We start from the raw sequence: 17,571 nt of genomic DNA, 5'->3' as shown, positions 1-17,571 counted from the left end.
ACATATGATCAGCCCAGAAATAGAACAGTTTGAAAAATACTACGCCATGCTTACCGAGTATTTAGTTACCTATAGCATGCAAATTGTAGGTGCTATTTTTATACTCTTAATTGGCTTGTGGGTTGCGCAAAAGCTTGCCAACGTAGTAGCTAATTTAATGGCTCGCCATAATATTGACGTCACGTTAACTAACTTTGTAAGTAACCTAGTTAAAGTGTTGCTCATAATAATTGTCATTATTATTGCGCTGGGTAAAATAGGCATTAGTGTTACCCCTTTTGTGGCCGCTATTGGTGCTGCATCGCTTGGTGCAGGTTTGGCAATGCAAGGTATGTTGTCTAATTATGGTGCTGGCCTTGCTATTATTGCTACTCGTCCTTTTGTGGTTGGCGACACCATTGAGGTTAAAAATGTCAGCGGGCAAGTTAAAATAATAGAGCTGGGGCATACAGTGCTGATTGACGAAGAAAAGGTAGAAATAACCATACCCAATAAGCATATCCTCGGTGAAATACTCCATAATTCGTTTAAATTTTCACTGGTAAAGGGCGAAATTACCATTGCTTACAGCGCGTGTTCTAATAGCGCAGTTAAACTAATTGAAGATGTTGTGAATGGCCATGAGCTTGTGGCTAAAGTGCCCAATGCACAAATTGGTATAGAACGCTTTGCCGACAATGGCGTAACTATTAGCTACCGCTACTGGGTACCAACCACCAAAATAATCGAAACCAAGTTGGCTATTAATGGTGGGGTTTATAGCGCTATGAATAAAGCGAATATTGAAATACCTTTACCGCAGCGCATTGTTAGTATTATTAAAAGTGATTAATTTATAAACCTAAGCCGTTTAAAGCGGTTTAGGTTTATCTGTACTGGGGTTTAATTCAAGTTTAGGCGCACTCATGCCTTTTAGTAATCGGCCAAAAATATCAGCCCCAGTAATAATGCGTTTTTCATCGCCCCATACCAGTACTACATCGTGCTCAATTGCCCCATCGAATGACTTATCTAATGAATGACTGGCGCGAATTTTTAAAATAACGTCACTTAAGCGCATACTTTCATCGATCACTATTATTGGTCTGTGGCAAAAGTGGTACGGATCAAATGTATCTGGCTCAAACAAAGCTGCGCGTAAAAAACCATCCGCATCAACCACTAACAAAGGATCGCCTACCTGATTAGTAATAATCACCCAGTTATAACCAGACTTGTGCAGTTTGCGTAAAAATTCATTATCGGCACTGAGTGTTAGTTCAGGAAATATTGGTAAATCAAGCTTGGTTGGTAACGCTATGATTGAGTCGGGATCTATCACTTCGCCTTCTTTAGTAACACTTATTTCATCTAAACTAAAAAAGTTAAGTGCACCAATACCTTCTACGTGCTGTACATCAGCCTCTTCAGCTTCTATGTGCTTACGAATAATACCTCTGAGCTCACTCTCTGCAAAGTAGGTAATACCTTCTTTGCCTAACCAAGCATCGAGTATTAGCCCTGTAGGCTTAGCAACGACATAAAACAGTAATTGATAAAACTTAATTAACGGCGACAACATGCTGGCCATTTTTAACGCATTACGTGAAAAATACGCCTGTGGTGTTATTTCGCCAATAATAGTAATAGCAATAGTTGAGAATAAAAACGAACTTGCACCCATTAATACCGAGTCAGAAAGTAACGTCAGCAGTACGTTAATACCTACGTTACCCCACAAAATAGTCGAAAGTAAAAAGTTAGAATCGTTACGCAGTGCCATTACTTTTATCGCAGCGGCGTTACCTTTACTACTTTCCATTTCGAGTTGTAATCTACTTAGCGAAAAAAACGCCAAGTTTAAACCCGAAAATATTGCCGACTGCGAAATACACAGTGCAATAGCACACCAAATCATGACATCAAAAGTCATTGTTTTTCCTATTTATTTACGCGTTCCTTGCGATACAAGGCACTATAACAGTAGCAAACTACCTAAACCTAAAAAGGTAACAAAACCAACTATATCGGTTACTGTAGTTAAAATGACCGAGCCCGAAAGCGCAGGATCTATTTTCATTTTATCTAAAATAGAAGGGATCACTACACCCGCTAACGATGCTGCAACTAAGTTAAGCAAAATAGCCACGGTAATGGTAATGCTTAGCATAACGTCGTTAAACCACAAAAAGGTTAGTGCGCCAATAACAAAGGCCCAGACAAAACCATTTACCGCGCCTACTCGTAACTCTTTTTTAAGTAGCGCCGCGCGGTTAGAGTCGGTTACTTGGCCAAGTGCCAAGCCACGTACAATAACAGTGAGCGTTTGACTCCCGGCAATTCCGCCCATAGAGGCCACTATTGGCATTAATACCGCCAAAGCCACTACTTGCTCTATAGTTGCACCAAACAAGCCAATAAACCACGATGCTAAAAATGCAGTCGCCAAATTTATACCTAGCCAAATACCCCGGTTTTTAGCACTTTTTCGTACACTCGCAAATAAATCTTCGTCTTCACGTAGACCACCCGCTTTAGCAGCAGCCTCGTCGGTTATTTCTTGGCGTAACTCATACGCAGAAGCAATGGTTAAGCGGCCCAGCAATTTGTTATCAACATTAACAACCGGCATTGCCATTTTTTCGCTATGAATAACCACTTCCGCAGCTTCGTATAAATCATCATCAGCATGCAGCGATACATAATCATGGTTTGCTAAAGTAATTAAACTGTCGTTGTCATTGGCTTTTATTAGAGCATTAATTGCCACTTCACCAATTAAACTACCTTTACGGCTTACTAAATAAATAACCTCTGTGAACTGCGGCAACCCCTTATGAAATAACTTTTTAGCGCCCCCTGCGGTTAACTTTTCAGACACTTTTAAAAAGTCAAAACCTAACCAGTGACCTATTTGCTCAGAAGGGTATTGTTGCGCTAATTCATATTGCTTTGTTTGTGCTTCATCGAGTTGTTTTTTTGCATACTCAACAAACCGTTCAGGAATTACTTCTTCAAGCTCAAGCAGTTCTTCTACGTTAACTTCGTCTAATAGTTTAAAACCGTCGCTATCATCTAAAGTTTGCAGTAACCATAAGGTACTGTCATCGCTTAAATTAACAAATATTTCGTGTTGCGTGTCTTCATCTAACAACTGCCAAATTTCAAGGCGCTGTTCTTTAGGTATTGCTTCAAAAAGCAATGATAAATGCTCAGTTGATAATGTTAATTGTGCGTCTATTAATAACTTATTTTTGCGCTCTGTGGTGTCGCACTGTAATAAGTCATTTATGAGTTGGGGTAGTTTATCAACCGGATACTCAATCATCTTAAGCCTTAAAGTTTAGTAGGTTATATTAATAAATAGTCACTTATTAATATGTATTGCTATTAGTGTAACGTAGGGGGCATAAAATACTGAAAAAAATATGCAAACTCACCCGCTTTTTTCGCATTGTATGCGTAAAAATAATCAGCGGTTAATGTTTTTATTATTTTTTTAAATTTAATTACACAAGCCAAATCACGACTTACTTTTGATATAATTTCAGATGCTTAAGTATAGGTAATTGCATACTTCTTAATTAGCTAAGTAGGGCTACCTTACTGTGGATAAAACTAGCAGGCAAAATAAAAGCCGTAACTAAAAAATTACGGCTTTAAAAATGATTCAATTTTAAAATATGTTTTAAATTTTAAACTGCCCAACTAAATCGCCTAAGCTTTCACCACGACCAGCTAAATGTAAACTTACCGATGACGTTGTTTTACTTGACTCTGTTAGCTCATTTACAATTTCTTGAATAGCAAAAACATTACGGTTTATTTCTTCAGTTACACTACTTTGCTCTGTTGCAGCTGTTGCTATTTGGGTACTCATATCGTTTATAGTGGTAACCGATGTAGTAACCGCGCCTAAGCTTTCTGAAATAGCACGTGATGACTCAACTGAGCGATTACAGCTTTGCTGACTTGCTTGCATAGCATTAACCGCCGCAGTAACTAAGTTATGCAGTTCACTAAGCATTTCGCTAATTTCTAACGTACTTACTTGGGTACGACTTGCTAAGCTTCTTACTTCATCAGCAACTACTGCAAAACCTCTGCCCTGCTCACCCGCACGCGCCGCTTCAATTGCTGCGTTAAGTGCCAGTAAATTTGTTTGCTCTGCAATGCCGCCAATAACACTCAATACACTATTAATTTTTTTAGATTGTTCACTTAACGAATCAACCTGTTCAGCAGCTGTATTTATTTCAGCCATTAAGTTTGATACTTCACTTAAAGATATATCAACACATTCCTGCGCTCTTGCTACTTCTTGCGTTGCAGCCTGAGTTGACACTGCAACTTGGGTCGTATTTTGCGCCACTTCGTGAGAGGTTGCAGACATTTCAGTAATCGCGGTCGCGACTAAATCGGTTTCATGGTTATGTTTTAGTAATTTATCTTCAATTACCAAGGTTTGTGTATTTATATCTGCTGATGCCGTTTTAACATCGTTAGTTACATCAACCACACTGGCTATAATACCGTGCAGTTTACTTACGAATATATTAAACGACTCACCTAATTGGCCAATTTCGTCGTGGCTGTCAATTTCTAAACGTCTAGTTAAGTCGCCTTCACCTTTAGCTATATCATCAAGGCTTTGCACCATTCTTTGTATCGGTTTAAGCATATGGTTGGCAGCAAATAAAGCGCCCGCAATAGTTAATAACAAACAAAAGAACGCAATGATCAATAAGGTGGTTACTTTTTCGCTCATGCTTTTTTGCATAGATAGCTCAAAGCCTTCAAGCTCTGCTTCTATGTCGTCCATATAAGCGCCAGTGCCTAGCATCCAGTTGGTTCCAGGGATCATCGCTGCATAACCTATTTTTTCAACTAAACCGTTGGTATTTGGTTTTTGAAAATGATACGTAAACGCCCCACCACCTTGGCGTGCTTGTGCAAGTAAACCTACAATGATTTTTTTACCATTAGGGTCAGTCATGGCTATTTTGTTTTGCCCTTCTATTGCATCACCTAACATCGCATGAAAAACACTCACGCCATTAGTGTCATAAATAAAGAAGTAGCCGTCTTCGCCAAAGGTTAGTTCTCTTAATGCATTTTTAGCATCTTGCTCAGTGCCATTTGCAAGCTGGTGTTGTACTACTTGACTACCAATTTCAATTTCAGTTTTTAATAGCGTTTGTTTATCTTTTAATAACTTACTTTTAAAGGTGTCAAAGCTGTGCTGCTGACTTTGCATTTCTAAATAGTACGAACTTGATAAAAAGCTAACCAATAATAATATTAGTGGCAAAATAGCGAGTAGTAACAATTTACTTTTCAAGCTTAAATTACTCATTTCTTCTCCAAATAAACGCATTGTAAGCTGTAAAAGCCCTACTCTCATTTTGTAACTTAGTCGCTGCAAAATTTATAATTTACTCTAGCAACCCCCTTCATCATATAAACGGCTAAGTCTATTTAATTAAGGTAGGTATTTACTTAAAAGTATAACTAGTGGCTGGTGATTATAGTCGTAGTTACTTTGGTTTAATACAAAAACACGCTATTGTCATTAATAAACCTAAGATGAATAGTAATAAAGTTGCAACTTATCCGAGTATAATTAATAACCTTTAAAGTAAGCAAAACACCTAATACAGATAAAATATTTAATTAATTGCCGCAATGGTGAGTAAACACAACATAAAATGCTTATTTACAATGTAAACAATTTAAAATTGTTTAGTTTTTTTGCTTTTTGTAACATATAATTAAAGTATTAATACTAAACTCCTATAACAAATCAGGTACAATTATTTTAATTGCACCTTGGCTATTTATTAATTAAAACGAAGGGTTAATGAAGTATTTATTTTTTATACTGCTATTTATCACCGCAAATGTAACTGCTAAGCCTGAAACTAATAATAGTATCGCTTTTTATTACTCTGCACCTATGCCCTTAGCTGAAATGACTTTTTATTCGCGTGTTGTAGTGCAACCAGAGCTGATCACCAAGCACGAGCTAAACTGGCTCAAACAGCGTAATATTGCTGTTTATGCTTATTTAAGTGTTGGCGAGTCGTTTTCAAAGAGTGAGTCTTCACTTAGTGTTAATCCTAATTGGAATAGCTATATTAGCGACTTAACTGCATCGCAGTGGCAACAGCATGTACAAAATAGTGCGCTATCACTAAAGGCACGTGGCTTTAGTGGTTTATTTTTAGATACCCTTGATAGCTACCAACTATTAGACAAAAAACATAATAAAAATGCCCAACAAGCGGGTTTAGTTTTTATTATAGAGCAGTTATCGAACACCTTTAATAAACAACTCATTCTTAATCGTGGCTTTGAGCTTTTACCGCAACTTAAAGGTAAAGCTAACGATTTGGTTGCGGAGGGTTTATTTAGTCATTTTAACCCGTTAGATAACAGCTATAAGTTAACCAATAAAAATGATCAAGCATGGTTAAATGCTCAACTTCATAAAGCGCAAGACCTTAGTTTTAATGTACAAGTAATTGATTATGCAAAACCTAAGCAACGCCTTGCTATGGCGCAAAAAATAATTAATGCTGGTTATACTCCTTGGGTAACTGATGGCCACTTACAAACATGGGGAACATCTAATATAGCGCCGGTTCCACGTCGTATTTTAATTCCGTATAACAGCAATGTTAAACCACTTATATACACTACAGTACATTTAAAACTTGCTACTATGATTGAATATTTAGGTTATATTCCCGATTATATTAATGTAGCCAAACGCGCTCTACCTGTAGTTGACCCAAGCTTGCACGCCGGTATTATTTCGTGGGCTAGTTTTGATACCTTTTATACGCCAACTATTACCAACTGGCTTGAAGCAAACTTAGGCATAGTGCCAGAACTAATTTTAGGTGATCCCCCCTCAGCAAATAAGTTAATGTTGAACCTAGGAGCCGAGCCGTTAGATGTTACACCTGTGGGCCCTTATGAGCTGGAGAGTTTTACCCCTTGGCTAAAAGGTGAATCAAGCATACCGCCAGTTGTAACTAACCCGTACTTTCTTAAATTAGCCGCTAATTCAAAAGCGCTGATTAGTATAAAAGCAGCCGATGGCACATCGCTAGTACAAGGCACTAAAACTAAATATGGTGCGCTTGTGGTGGCTCCATGGTTAATAGACACCTTACCTATGGAAGGTAGCAAGTGGGTAGTAGATCCTCGTACCTTACTCACAAAAGCAATGGGGCTGGCACCTATTTTAGTACCCGACACCACCACTCAAAGTGGTCGACGCATGTTAACCATACATATAGATGGCGATGGGTTTACCAGTGTTGCGCATTTTGCCAAAAAGCCTTATTCAGCCGAGGTCATTCTCGACAAAATAATTAAGCACTATAAATTACCTTTAACCTCATCGATTATTCAAGCCGATATTGAGCCCGGCGGTTTACACTCAAAAATGAGCCCTAAGCTTGAGCGCATTGCTCGGGATATATTTAAACTTCCTTATGTTGAAATTGCTTCGCATACCTACAGTCATCCATATTTTTGGACGGCACTAGCCGGGCGTAAAGATATAGACGAGGAAGATACTGTATATGGTTTAAAGCTAGATATACCCGGCTACAACACCATTAGTTTAGAAAAAGAAATTACCGATTCAATTAAATATATTGATGACAAACTAGCCCCAGCAAATAAAAAAACAGTGATTATGCTATGGTCAGGCGATGCAACACCTGGGCCTAAAGCGCTTGAGCTGGCACGTGATGCCGGAGTACTTAATATAAATGGCGGCAATACCGACGTAAATGCAGATAACCCAAGCCTAACGCATGTATCGCCTATTGGCCGACCTGAGCGTGATTTGTTGTATCAAATTTACGCGCCAATATTAAATGAAAACGTATACACAAACTTATGGCATGGCCCTTATTACGGTTTTAAACGCTTAACCGAAACCTTCGAAATAACCGAAAAACCATACAGATTAAAACCCTACACTATATATTTTCATTTTTACTCGGGTGAAGTCCCTGCCGGCCTTGATGCACTAAAGCATAATATTGATTATGTTTTGGCAAGACCAAACACCCCTGTGCATTTAAGCCATTACGCTAAAGTAGCAAAAGACTTTTACTTTTCAGCCTTAGCAAAAAATAGCGATGGCCAATGGTTATTTAGCTCTAAAGATATTAAAACTCTACGAATTCCTGATGTTTTTGATATGCCAAATATTTCTCAAAGTAGTGGCGTAGCAGGAGTTACTCAAAAAGGTGACTATGTGCATGTAGTGAATAATATTGCACAACTTAGTTTTGATCATAGTAAAGAAAATAAAGCCCCCTATTTAGCCTCTGCTAATGTCATTATTGATAATTGGCAAGTAAATGGCCCTGTAAACTTTAAGGCTTGGGTACCGGCAACGCTTGATTTAATCAATGCACGTGCTTGCGTATTTATTTCTCATTTAGGTGAGCGATACAAAGGCCTTACACGCGGCGATATTACACAATTTAAAATACCAGCAGGTGACTTTTATGGTTATCTTAACTGTAACTCAGGGGTTTAATAATGACTAATAAAAAGCGCCCTCAGTTAATTTCTTTAAAAACGATTTTAGTTATATTAGCCGTAAGCTGTTTTGCACTTTATGCGTTATTTCCGCGTACTTTATTTTTTGAAAAAGAAGCGCTATCGCAAGATTACACCTTTGAAAAATCGTATTTAAATGCTGCGCTTAGTACCGATCCTAATAACGAAAAGTTACGTGCAAAGTTAATTGAACTGCACATTAAACTCAGTGAATATGCAGCTGCCACCAGTGAACTTGAAAAACTACCTAAAAGCGATAAAAAATCACTACTTGAAATTCAATTAATGTACGCTTTGTGGTTAGCAAATGATGCAAAGAAAGACGACCGCTTTGAGGAGCTATCGTTAAAAGTAGGTGCGCTAAAAAACTGGGACGAGCAAATACTTAACATAGCTAAAGCCCTTGGCTTACATGCTAAAGTGGCGCTTTACTATCAGCAAAATGCACAGCCTTTACTCGCTGCCGATTACTGGCTGAGTGCTGGGGAGCCTGCTAAAGCGCTCGCAATATATAAAAACAATATTAATGCAGATATTGCGCCTAAAGCCATAACCACTGCACTGGGAGCAAATAACCCTGAGCAAGCCTATGCTTGGTGGAAAACATATGGCAATAGCACAAATATAAAGCGTACCCTTTATTTAGCAAACCTAGCCGGTAATACCCAAGATGCCGCCAGTGCTATCGAAAATTTACTCAAGCAAGAGCCTAATAATAACGAATACCTAACTAAGGCAATGTATTTGCGCCTAGCCGATGGTAACACCCAAGGTGCTGAGCAATTATTAACACAGCTATTAATCAATAACCCAAACGATAAAGAGCTACGTTTGCTTAATTGGAAAATGAAACGTTGGCTAAATAAGCCAGAACAAGCACTTGTAGAATTTAAATGGCTAATGGCCAACCATGCCGTTAACGTTGCCATGTTAACCGACAGCATTAATGACGCCGTAGCGCTATATTTGTACCAAGACGCCAACGATATTTTTCAATATAAAGCGCAAAATAGACAACTCTCTGATAAGGGCTTCGTTCGTTGGATGCAAACTAATGAATTTATTGGTAACCCAGAGCAAGAGCTCAATAATATAGAGCGTTTTGAGCAAATTAATGGCAAAAGCTTACTGTCGCAATATTGGAAAGCAAAAGTATTGCACGATACCGGTAACTTAAAGGGGTTAAGAGCGTTATGGCCTAGCTATAAAGGCCCTAAAAACGAAGAAAATTTATTATGGCTGGCACGCGCATTTTGGCTAGCAGAAGACTATAAAACTGCGCTCACTATTTTACAGCAAAAACAACAAAGCACCGACGATGAGTTTTGGAGTGCCCGTGTTGATATGGCCTTAAGACTGCAAAATAAAAAAGAAGAATTGTATGCCTATGAGCAATTAAAAGAAATTAGCCCACTGAGTGTTGGTGATATGCAGCAGTATCAGCAATTACGTTTTGAGGGGAACCCCAAAGGCTTGCTTGATTACCTATGGCAACAAGTACCACTGAGTGCTAGGCAGCTTATTCAAGTTACGCAACTGAGCGTGCAGCTTAACGACGTAGACTCTATTGCTCGCGTACACAACGAACTTGAAAAACAGCGCTACAATAAACAGCTTTATCCAGCATGGTCTTTACTGTCGAATTGGTATCAAAATCAAAACGATTTAAACTCTGCTTATACCACCCTTAACAGAGCGGCAAAACTCAGTGAATATAATCCTGATGTAGTCCTTGCCCAAGGCTGGTTAGCGCTGCAAATGCACGACACCATAATGATAAAACGTATACTAGCTAATTATTCGCAAACTGAGCCCTCTTATAATTGGGCGCAACTTTTAGCTAGTTTATCTATTTATGAAAAATCGTATAACAGTGCATACTTTTATTTGCGCCAATTAGCTATAAGTAACCCAAAAGATTTAACCACCTTAGTTAATTTAGCCGACATTATGCAGCTGCTTGGCTATAACGCCAACGCCACTGAGCTACAGCATTACCTATTGCAGCATTTACCTAAAGATAAATACGCTTACCGAGGACTAATGTACCGCTGGGCGGGAGCTATGGCTGTGCCGCATTTAATGCAATTTAATACTATGGATGAACTTGCACCCGACACTATTGGTGAGCCTGTTGCAAATTGGTGGCTAGCCAGACGAGCCGCAAAAAACTTAGCGCCTTGGCAAACTCTGCAGTTAAATATGATTAACGGTGAGTTTAATAACGTTGAGCAACAACTTACTGAAAACACCTTAAGTGAGCTTGATCAATTAAATGCACTACTGTATTTAAAACAACCTTATGCCACCATGCAGCGTTGGTATGAAACATTAACAAATGAGCCTACAGCGGCGCAAACTAGTTTATTACGCAACGCACGAAATGCTTATTTTAGAGCGCTTGAGGTGAACTTTTCGCCTGAAGCCGGCTTAAACAGCAGCCAATATGATGTAAACGTGTATTTTCCCTATGCAAAAGGCCAATGGAAATTAAGTATTAGTAACCAGCAAAACCTTAACAATAATGGCTTACTGTTTGCTATCGAAGATAAAATGACTTGGGGCCGATGGTATTTTGATGCCAAAATTGATACTCACCAAGGCACATTAGCGAGTCGTCAAGGGCTTAGTTTAGATACTCGTTACCAATGGGATTCGCGCACTCAAGTAGGTTTAAAGCTTGAGCATAATGTAGAAAACCGCCAATCTGAAACACTATTAAGTTTTGCCCAACTAGATAAAGCCACCGCATATATAAACTACAACATTGATGGCAGACAAAGCGTGCAACTCTCTGGATCTGCACTGTCTTTTTCACGTAGAAGTGATAACAGCAGCATAGTAAGCGGGCAAGAATACAATGCCCGATACCAATACAACATTTTAAAAGACCGCCCTGTATGGAGCACCTACTTTAGCGCGCAATGGCAAGATTTTGACCCTGTAAATACCTTTATTAATAATGAAGCTAATTTATTGCCAATCGATCTTCAGCCTTTTAGGCGTTTAGCCCTAGGCACTTCATTTGCATCTACAGGATCGCTAGAGCCACCTTATTTAGGCGCTAGCCCTTCGTGGTTATTTGACATAAGTACAGGCTATCAAACCCTTAACGACACGCTTGATATTTCAGTTTCAAGTGGTGCGGGTTGGTCTATTTTGGGCGATGATTTATTTAGATTACAGCTGGGTTATCAAAGTAGTAATAAAGTGGGTAACTCAGATACACAATTACAATTAGGATATTACGTACATTTTTAATGTTAGGAGAGATTATGTTTCGTTTAGTTATACCATGTTTGGTATTAGTTTTATCAGCTTGTACAACCAGCCATGTGGCTGATGATGTTGAGCTTAGACCAACTACAACAGTGGCATTATTACCACTTGTAAATCATGCGCAAACACCGCTTGCTGGTGAACGTGCAGAGGATATTTTAGCCAGTATTTGGCAGCAAAATAAGCTGCCTACTTTAATTCGTGCACCACGCACTAACAATAAAGAGCTACCACCGCTAGACGATCAATACCGTGTAGATAACGCAATGCAGTGGCTAAGCACGCAACAAGCCGATTATATTATTAGCGGCAGCATTGAAGAGTGGCGTTATAAAGCAGGACTTGACGGCGAACCTGTGGTTGCTTTAACTCTATCATTAACGGCTAACGGCCAAACAACACCACTGTGGACAGGCACAATTGCTAAAAGCGGTTGGGGACGAGACAGCATTGCTGCAGTAGCCCAAGATGTCATAGCCGATTTACTATCTTACATAGAGGTTAGTGAGTGAAAACACATTTCTTTCGCCCAAGAGAGGTTCCTGAGCTACAGATATGGGCTGAGGTATTTATATTTACCGCGCTGGCTTTAGGGCTACCCGTGCTGTTTAACACAGCGGATCCCTTTTGGACGCAAGGTGGGTTTTCGTGGCCGGTTTTAGGCCCTCTGCTAGTTGCATTACGTTACGGCTTTTCAAAAGGCTTTATTAGCATACTAAGTTTGCTTATTGGCCAACTGCTGCTTGTAGAAACAGATATTTTAACGCCCCAAAGTGGCTTTAATATTAACGCTATTTTAGGTTATGTTATTGTCATTATGATCACTGGCGAGTTTAGAGATGTATGGGATCGCACCAATCAAAGACAAACTATTCAATTAGAATATGTAACCGAACGATTAGAGGTATTTACCCGTCAATATCATCTTATTAGCTCCTCGCATGATCGCCTTGAGCAAGTGCTTGCTGGCCATACACTTAGTTTAAGAGAATCACTGCAAGAAGTAAGAGAGTCGATTGGGCAGCTAGAAGAAAGGTGTTTAGATAGCGCCGCACAAAGTATTTTAAATCTATTTGTTGAATACGGAACATTAGAAAAAGCGGGCATATACAAGGTTGAAAACAACATCATTGTAGATCCGCCACTCGCTGCAATTGGTGAAATGAATACTGTATCTATGTCAGATCCGCTTGTCAGTGCTATGTTTGCAGAAAACGAATTAGTATCGGTAAAAGACGTAAAAGCTTCTTTAGGTATAAGCAAGTACCATATTGCTATTCCAATGACAGATATTAGCGACACTATTTATGGTGTTGTATTAGTCGAAAAAGTGCAATTTTTTGCTCTTAAAAACACCACGCTTACTTTACTTGCAGTTATGGCTGGACACATTGGTGACTTACTCCGTCACGAAATAACTAACCCGGTAATGCAAGCCAGTGAAGCGCCCTCCTTTGTTAAACAAGTAAAACGTGCAAATAAAGAAGCTAAACGTTATAAAATCCCGTCTCATTTATTAAAAATAACGGCTACAAATATTAATACTGAATCGCGTCAACTTATGAAATATTTAAGCGAAGCTCGCCGTGGTTTAGATATTTATTTGTATAACAACGAAAAGCAAACATTACTGCTACTTATGCCTTTGGCTGACGAACTTGAAAAAACAGGATTCATTGCTCGTTTAAATAGCTGGAGCAAAGAACGTACGGGTAAAAATCTGAATGATTTAGGCATAGTGATCGAGCAACAAATAGCATTGCCTATTAATAACGACGATTTAAAAAGATTGGTCGAATTTCATGATTAAAATTATCATTGCAGCCATATTAGGGTGTATATGCGAATATTTTGCATTACTGCAAATACTCGACACTCCCAACTGGCTAATTGTTACTTTACTCCATGCATTAGCTAGCCTTTTTTATGCTTTTATTAGCTATACACTCATTCCTGTAAAATACAAAACAACCCCATTTAGCAGTGTTTTGTTTTTATTTTTATTACTGCTTTCACTGCCCATACTTGGCATTATAGGCGTTGTATTTGCATTAAGCTTTGCCCTATGTAAACCAATCAAAAATGACGACATTGAAATAGAAGAACATAAAATCCCAGTGCTTCCCTTTGAAGCTAAAATGACTTCGGCAAATCCGTCTTATTCTATTGGTGGCTTAAAAGCTATTTTAAAACACGCCAGTGAGCCTAATAAGCGCTTAAGTGCTGTAATGTCTGCGCGTCACATGAGTGATGCACGCGCTATTCCTATTTTAAAACTTGCGCTTAAAGACCTAGAAGATGATATTCGTTTACTCGCTTATTCAACACTCGATGGCAAAGAAACTAAAATTAACGAAAAAATAAGCCAATATCAGCAAGAAATTGCCTTAACAAGCACGCAACCCGAATTAGCTAAATTACAACAACAACTCGCTGAGCTGTACTGGGAGCTAAGTTATTTAGGCTTAGCCCAGGGCGCGCTAAAATCGTACGTACTAGAAAAAGCAGAGCTACTGGCTCTGCAAAGTGTTGAGCATGTAAAAGCCCCTGCCACCTTTGTGTTATTAGGGCGTATTTGTTTATCGCTAAACAAATACCCGCAAGCACTAACGCACTTAACACACGCTACTGAATTTGGCATGGCGCTGCGCCATGTATTGCCATATAAAGCCGAAGTTGCTTTTTACATGGGCCAATTAGATGATTGTAAGCGCTATTTAAATGAGCTTCCTAAACAACCTGAAGGTAGCGAACTACGCCATTTACAGGAGTACTGGCATGGCTGAAAAAAATGCTGACATATTACTACTTTTAGAAGGCACCTACCCATATGTCCGCGGTGGCGTATCAAGTTGGGTGCACCAAATAATTGAAGGCTTACCACATTATAATTTTGAGTTGGTATTTTTGGGCGGCGCACCTGAGCACTACGGCGAAATTCAATACCAGCTACCTAATAATGTCACTAAATTACATGTTCATTATTTAATTGAAAATAACACCACTGAAATAAAAGCGAAGCATGGCACTAAATATAAGCAGGAGCTGTTTGATTTTTGGCAACAGCTGCAAAGCTACTTTCGTGACTGTAACGATCCAATACCCACTGAGTTATTAAAATTTGCTTTTGAAACACTCGGCAAAAAAGATGGCATTAATGCTGCCGATTTTTTATATAGTGAGTCATCTTGGCAAGTGCTTTCAAAATACTATTTAAGTTATTGTGATGAATCGTCATTTATCGACTTTTTTTGGTCATACCGTAATTTATATCAGCCGTTATTTAAAATAGCAGAAATAGCTAGAGGCTTGCCTAAAGTAAAACTAATTCATTCTATATCAACAGGCTACGCGGGTATTTTAGGCTCTGGAGCCAGTGTGATAAGTGACACGCCTTTTTTACTTACCGAGCATGGTATATACACTAAAGAGCGTAAAATTGATTTAATTCAAGCAAGTTGGATCAAAGATTCGGAGCAGAGCTTAGGTAAAAATTTAAATACCGAAATGGGCTTTATTCGGCGTATGTGGATCAACTTTTTTGAGCAAATTGGCCGTACAACGTACCAACAAGCAACTAAAATTATTTCTTTGTACGATGGTAATAAGCAACGCCAAATTAAAGATGGCGCAGAGCCGGCAAAAACCCTTGTGGTACCTAATGGCATTAAAACAGTACGTTTTAAAAAAGCTCTGTTACAACGCCCAGAAAAAACGCCAATGGTAGTAGGGTTAATTGGCCGTGTTGTGCCTATTAAGGATATAAAAACCTTTATACGCGCAATTAAAGAAGCACAATCTATTATACCCACCCTAGAGGGCTGGATAATTGGCCCTTTTGAGGAAGATCCTAAATATTATCAAGAATGCCAGTTATTGGTCGACAGCTTAGACTTAATCGACAATGTGAAATTTTTAGGCATGCAAAACATTGCTGAAATACTGCCTAAATTAGGCGTTGTCGCACTCACCTCAATATCTGAGGCGCAGCCTTTAGTATTACTAGAAGCAATGGCAGCTGGCGTGCCTGTATTAGCCACTGATGTAGGTTCTTGCCGCGAAATAATCGAAGGCGCAACCGCACAAGACAAAACCTTTGGCAAAGCTGGCGAAGTAGTAGCAATAGCCTCCCCTAGTGAAACTGCTCAGCAAATAATAAATATATTACAAAACGAGCAAAGGTGGCGCGAATATCAAAAAAGTGGCCTTGAACGGGTACAAAAATTTTATGATGAGAGCCATATGTTTGCTCGTTACGATAAACTTTATAAGGATACAATGGCATGGCCGGAATAGGTTTTGAGATACGTAAGATTCTCAAAAAAAACACCCTGCTTTCAGTATTTGAAGCTTACGGTTACGCTGGATTAATTGGCTCAGGCCCTTGGTTACTATCAATTATTGCTTTAATGCTTATTGGTATTTTAAGCTTGGGCATTGTGCTACCAAAAGTACTGATCATTCAATTTTTAACCTTAGTTACCTACATGATGGCCGCCTCGCTTATTTTAACCGGCGGCTTACAGCTATTATTAACGCGTTTTATTGCCGACCTGCTTTTTACTAAAGATGATGGTCAAATACTGCCTAACCTACTTGGCGCGCAATTAGTTACCACCATAGCTGCGTTACTCGTTGGCCTTGCTGTGTGGCCATTATTACCACTGCCAGTGGTGACTAAATTAATTATTTTAGGTGCATTTGTTGGCTTATGTAATCAATGGCTTGGGGCTATATTTTTATCGGGTATGAAAGAGTATCGGCTTATTTTAGTTACCATGCTTAGTGGTTATTCTTTTATGGTATTACTGGCATATTTACTAAGAGATTGGCAATTAGACGGGTTGTTTTTTGCTTTTTTTGCTGGCGAAGCGCTGTTATTTTTTAGCTTTTTATTTATGATTATTCGCCGCTATCCTGGTGATAAGTTAATTAGCTTTGATTTTTTAAATAATAAAAAAGTGTATTACAGCCTGTTCTTTTGTGGCTTGTTTTACAATATAGGTGTTTGGGCTGATAAAATTATTTTTTGGTACTCTCCTAGTACTTCAATTGAAATTATTGGCACTCTCAGGGCAAGTCCTATTTACGACTTACCCATATTTTTAGCCTACTTGTCTATTATTCCTGGTATGGCCGTGTTTTTAGTAAGAATGGAAACTGACTTTGTTGAGGAGTACGACCGTTTTTACACTGCAATACGCGAAGGTGCCTCTTTAAATGAAATTTATCTATTAAAAGATAATATGATACAAACTGCCCAAGGTGGTTTATACGATATATTTAAAATTCAGGGTATTACCGTAGCTTGCTTATTACTTTGGGGTGAGCAAATACTCACTTTTATAGGTATAGATCCTAACTACAAAACCTTATTATTTATCGATGTAGTGGGTGTGGGTGTACAGGTTATCTTTTTATCAATACTCAATATTTTATTTTATTTAGATAAACGTTTTACTGTGCTGGTACTCGCAGCAATATTTTTAGTCGTAAATGTTGTTTTTACCTATTTGTCGGTAGCACTTGGGCCGCAGTTTTATGGCTATGGCTTTGCATTTGCAACTGTTATTAGCTCAGTTGTGGGTTTGTTTTGGTTATCTAAACAGTTTGAAGATTTAGAATACGAAACCTTTATGCTGCAATAATAAACGCTTAATATTTCAGGCTATCGGCTTAAACTAAGCTTATAATGCCAAAACTAATAAATAAGTGTAATAA

General features: G+C 38.7%; 11 protein-coding genes. 8 read left to right on the top strand and 3 right to left on the bottom strand.

All coding sequences use genetic code 11. From position 1 onward, the window contains the following. The first annotated feature begins 4 nt into the window (after nucleotides 1-4). Nucleotides 5-832, top strand: a complete 828-nt coding sequence (locus PTRA_RS03615) for a mechanosensitive ion channel family protein (protein WP_058372725.1) — start codon at nucleotides 5-7, stop codon at nucleotides 830-832. A gap of 18 nt (nucleotides 833-850) precedes the next feature. Here PTRA_RS03615 and PTRA_RS03610 read toward each other — a convergent pair whose 3' ends face one another. The 3 genes from PTRA_RS03610 to PTRA_RS03600 all read right to left on the bottom strand — a co-directional run bounded on the left by PTRA_RS03610 (nucleotide 851) and on the right by PTRA_RS03600 (nucleotide 5,335). Next, complete coding sequence (locus PTRA_RS03610; protein WP_058372724.1) at nucleotides 851-1,912, bottom strand: DUF21 domain-containing protein; 1,062 nt, start codon at nucleotides 1,910-1,912, stop codon at nucleotides 851-853. Between the two features lie 42 nt (nucleotides 1,913-1,954). After that, nucleotides 1,955-3,307 (bottom strand): magnesium transporter, encoded by a 1,353-nt coding sequence (locus tag PTRA_RS03605; RefSeq protein ID WP_058372723.1) that lies wholly within the window; start codon nucleotides 3,305-3,307, stop codon nucleotides 1,955-1,957. Nucleotides 3,308-3,667: 360 nt separating this feature from the next. Beyond that, nucleotides 3,668-5,335 (bottom strand): methyl-accepting chemotaxis protein, encoded by a 1,668-nt coding sequence (locus tag PTRA_RS03600; protein WP_058374512.1) that lies wholly within the window; start codon nucleotides 5,333-5,335, stop codon nucleotides 3,668-3,670. A gap of 504 nt (nucleotides 5,336-5,839) precedes the next feature. Between PTRA_RS03600 and PTRA_RS03595 the strand changes: the two genes are divergently transcribed. From PTRA_RS03595 to pelG, 7 genes are read left to right on the top strand one after another with little or no spacing between them, the layout of a single operon-like run. After that, nucleotides 5,840-8,548, top strand: a complete 2,709-nt coding sequence (locus PTRA_RS03595) for a bifunctional glycoside hydrolase/polysaccharide deacetylase family protein (protein WP_058372722.1) — start codon at nucleotides 5,840-5,842, stop codon at nucleotides 8,546-8,548. Nucleotides 8,549-8,550: 2 nt separating this feature from the next. Continuing rightward, complete coding sequence (locus PTRA_RS03590; RefSeq protein WP_058372721.1) at nucleotides 8,551-11,832, top strand: tetratricopeptide repeat protein; 3,282 nt, start codon at nucleotides 8,551-8,553, stop codon at nucleotides 11,830-11,832. 14 nt (nucleotides 11,833-11,846) lie between these two features. Beyond that, the gene (locus PTRA_RS03585) at nucleotides 11,847-12,362 is read left to right on the top strand and encodes a hypothetical protein (RefSeq protein ID WP_058372720.1); all 516 of its coding nucleotides are present in this window, start codon (nucleotides 11,847-11,849) and stop codon (nucleotides 12,360-12,362) included. Next, a complete protein-coding gene (locus tag PTRA_RS03580) occupies nucleotides 12,359-13,660 on the top strand; it encodes a PelD GGDEF domain-containing protein (RefSeq protein WP_058372719.1) in 1,302 nt (433 codons plus the stop codon). Before PTRA_RS03585 ends, PTRA_RS03580 begins: the two co-directional genes overlap by 4 nt. Beyond that, nucleotides 13,653-14,636 carry a tetratricopeptide repeat protein gene (locus tag PTRA_RS03575; RefSeq protein WP_058372718.1) on the top strand — a complete coding sequence of 328 codons (984 nt, stop codon included), beginning with the start codon at nucleotides 13,653-13,655 and terminating at the stop codon, nucleotides 14,634-14,636. Before PTRA_RS03580 ends, PTRA_RS03575 begins: the two co-directional genes overlap by 8 nt. Then, entirely contained in the window at nucleotides 14,629-16,146 is a 1,518-nt protein-coding gene (gene pelF / locus PTRA_RS03570) for a GT4 family glycosyltransferase PelF (protein WP_058372717.1), read from the top strand. The genes PTRA_RS03575 and pelF overlap by 8 nt, the downstream gene beginning before the upstream one ends. Beyond that, a complete protein-coding gene (gene pelG / locus PTRA_RS03565) occupies nucleotides 16,134-17,498 on the top strand; it encodes an exopolysaccharide Pel transporter PelG (RefSeq protein ID WP_058372716.1) in 1,365 nt (454 codons plus the stop codon). The genes pelF and pelG overlap by 13 nt, the downstream gene beginning before the upstream one ends. Nucleotides 17,499-17,571: the final 73 nt, after the last annotated feature.

Origin of the sequence: Pseudoalteromonas translucida KMM 520 (assembly GCF_001465295.1) — a bacterium.
Taxonomy (GTDB): domain Bacteria; phylum Pseudomonadota; class Gammaproteobacteria; order Enterobacterales; family Alteromonadaceae; genus Pseudoalteromonas; species Pseudoalteromonas translucida.
Note: the sequence above shows the minus strand (reverse complement) of the source record. Positions and strands in the feature narration are given on the sequence as shown.

Excerpts from the sequence above, each read along its gene's own strand:
- PTRA_RS03615 (WP_058372725.1), top strand. The coding sequence starts at position 5 with ATGATCAGCCCAGAAATAGAACAGTTTGAAAAATACTACGCCATGCTT.
- PTRA_RS03610 (WP_058372724.1), bottom strand. The coding sequence starts at position 1,912 with ATGACTTTTGATGTCATGATTTGGTGTGCTATTGCACTGTGTATTTCG.
- PTRA_RS03605 (WP_058372723.1), bottom strand. The coding sequence starts at position 3,307 with ATGATTGAGTATCCGGTTGATAAACTACCCCAACTCATAAATGACTTA.
- PTRA_RS03600 (WP_058374512.1), bottom strand. The coding sequence starts at position 5,335 with ATGAGTAATTTAAGCTTGAAAAGTAAATTGTTACTACTCGCTATTTTG.
- PTRA_RS03595 (WP_058372722.1), top strand. The coding sequence starts at position 5,840 with ATGAAGTATTTATTTTTTATACTGCTATTTATCACCGCAAATGTAACT.
- PTRA_RS03590 (WP_058372721.1), top strand. The coding sequence starts at position 8,551 with ATGACTAATAAAAAGCGCCCTCAGTTAATTTCTTTAAAAACGATTTTA.
- PTRA_RS03585 (WP_058372720.1), top strand. The coding sequence starts at position 11,847 with ATGTTTCGTTTAGTTATACCATGTTTGGTATTAGTTTTATCAGCTTGT.
- PTRA_RS03575 (WP_058372718.1), top strand. The coding sequence starts at position 13,653 with ATGATTAAAATTATCATTGCAGCCATATTAGGGTGTATATGCGAATAT.
- pelF (WP_058372717.1), top strand. The coding sequence starts at position 14,629 with ATGGCTGAAAAAAATGCTGACATATTACTACTTTTAGAAGGCACCTAC.
- pelG (WP_058372716.1), top strand. The coding sequence starts at position 16,134 with ATGGCCGGAATAGGTTTTGAGATACGTAAGATTCTCAAAAAAAACACC.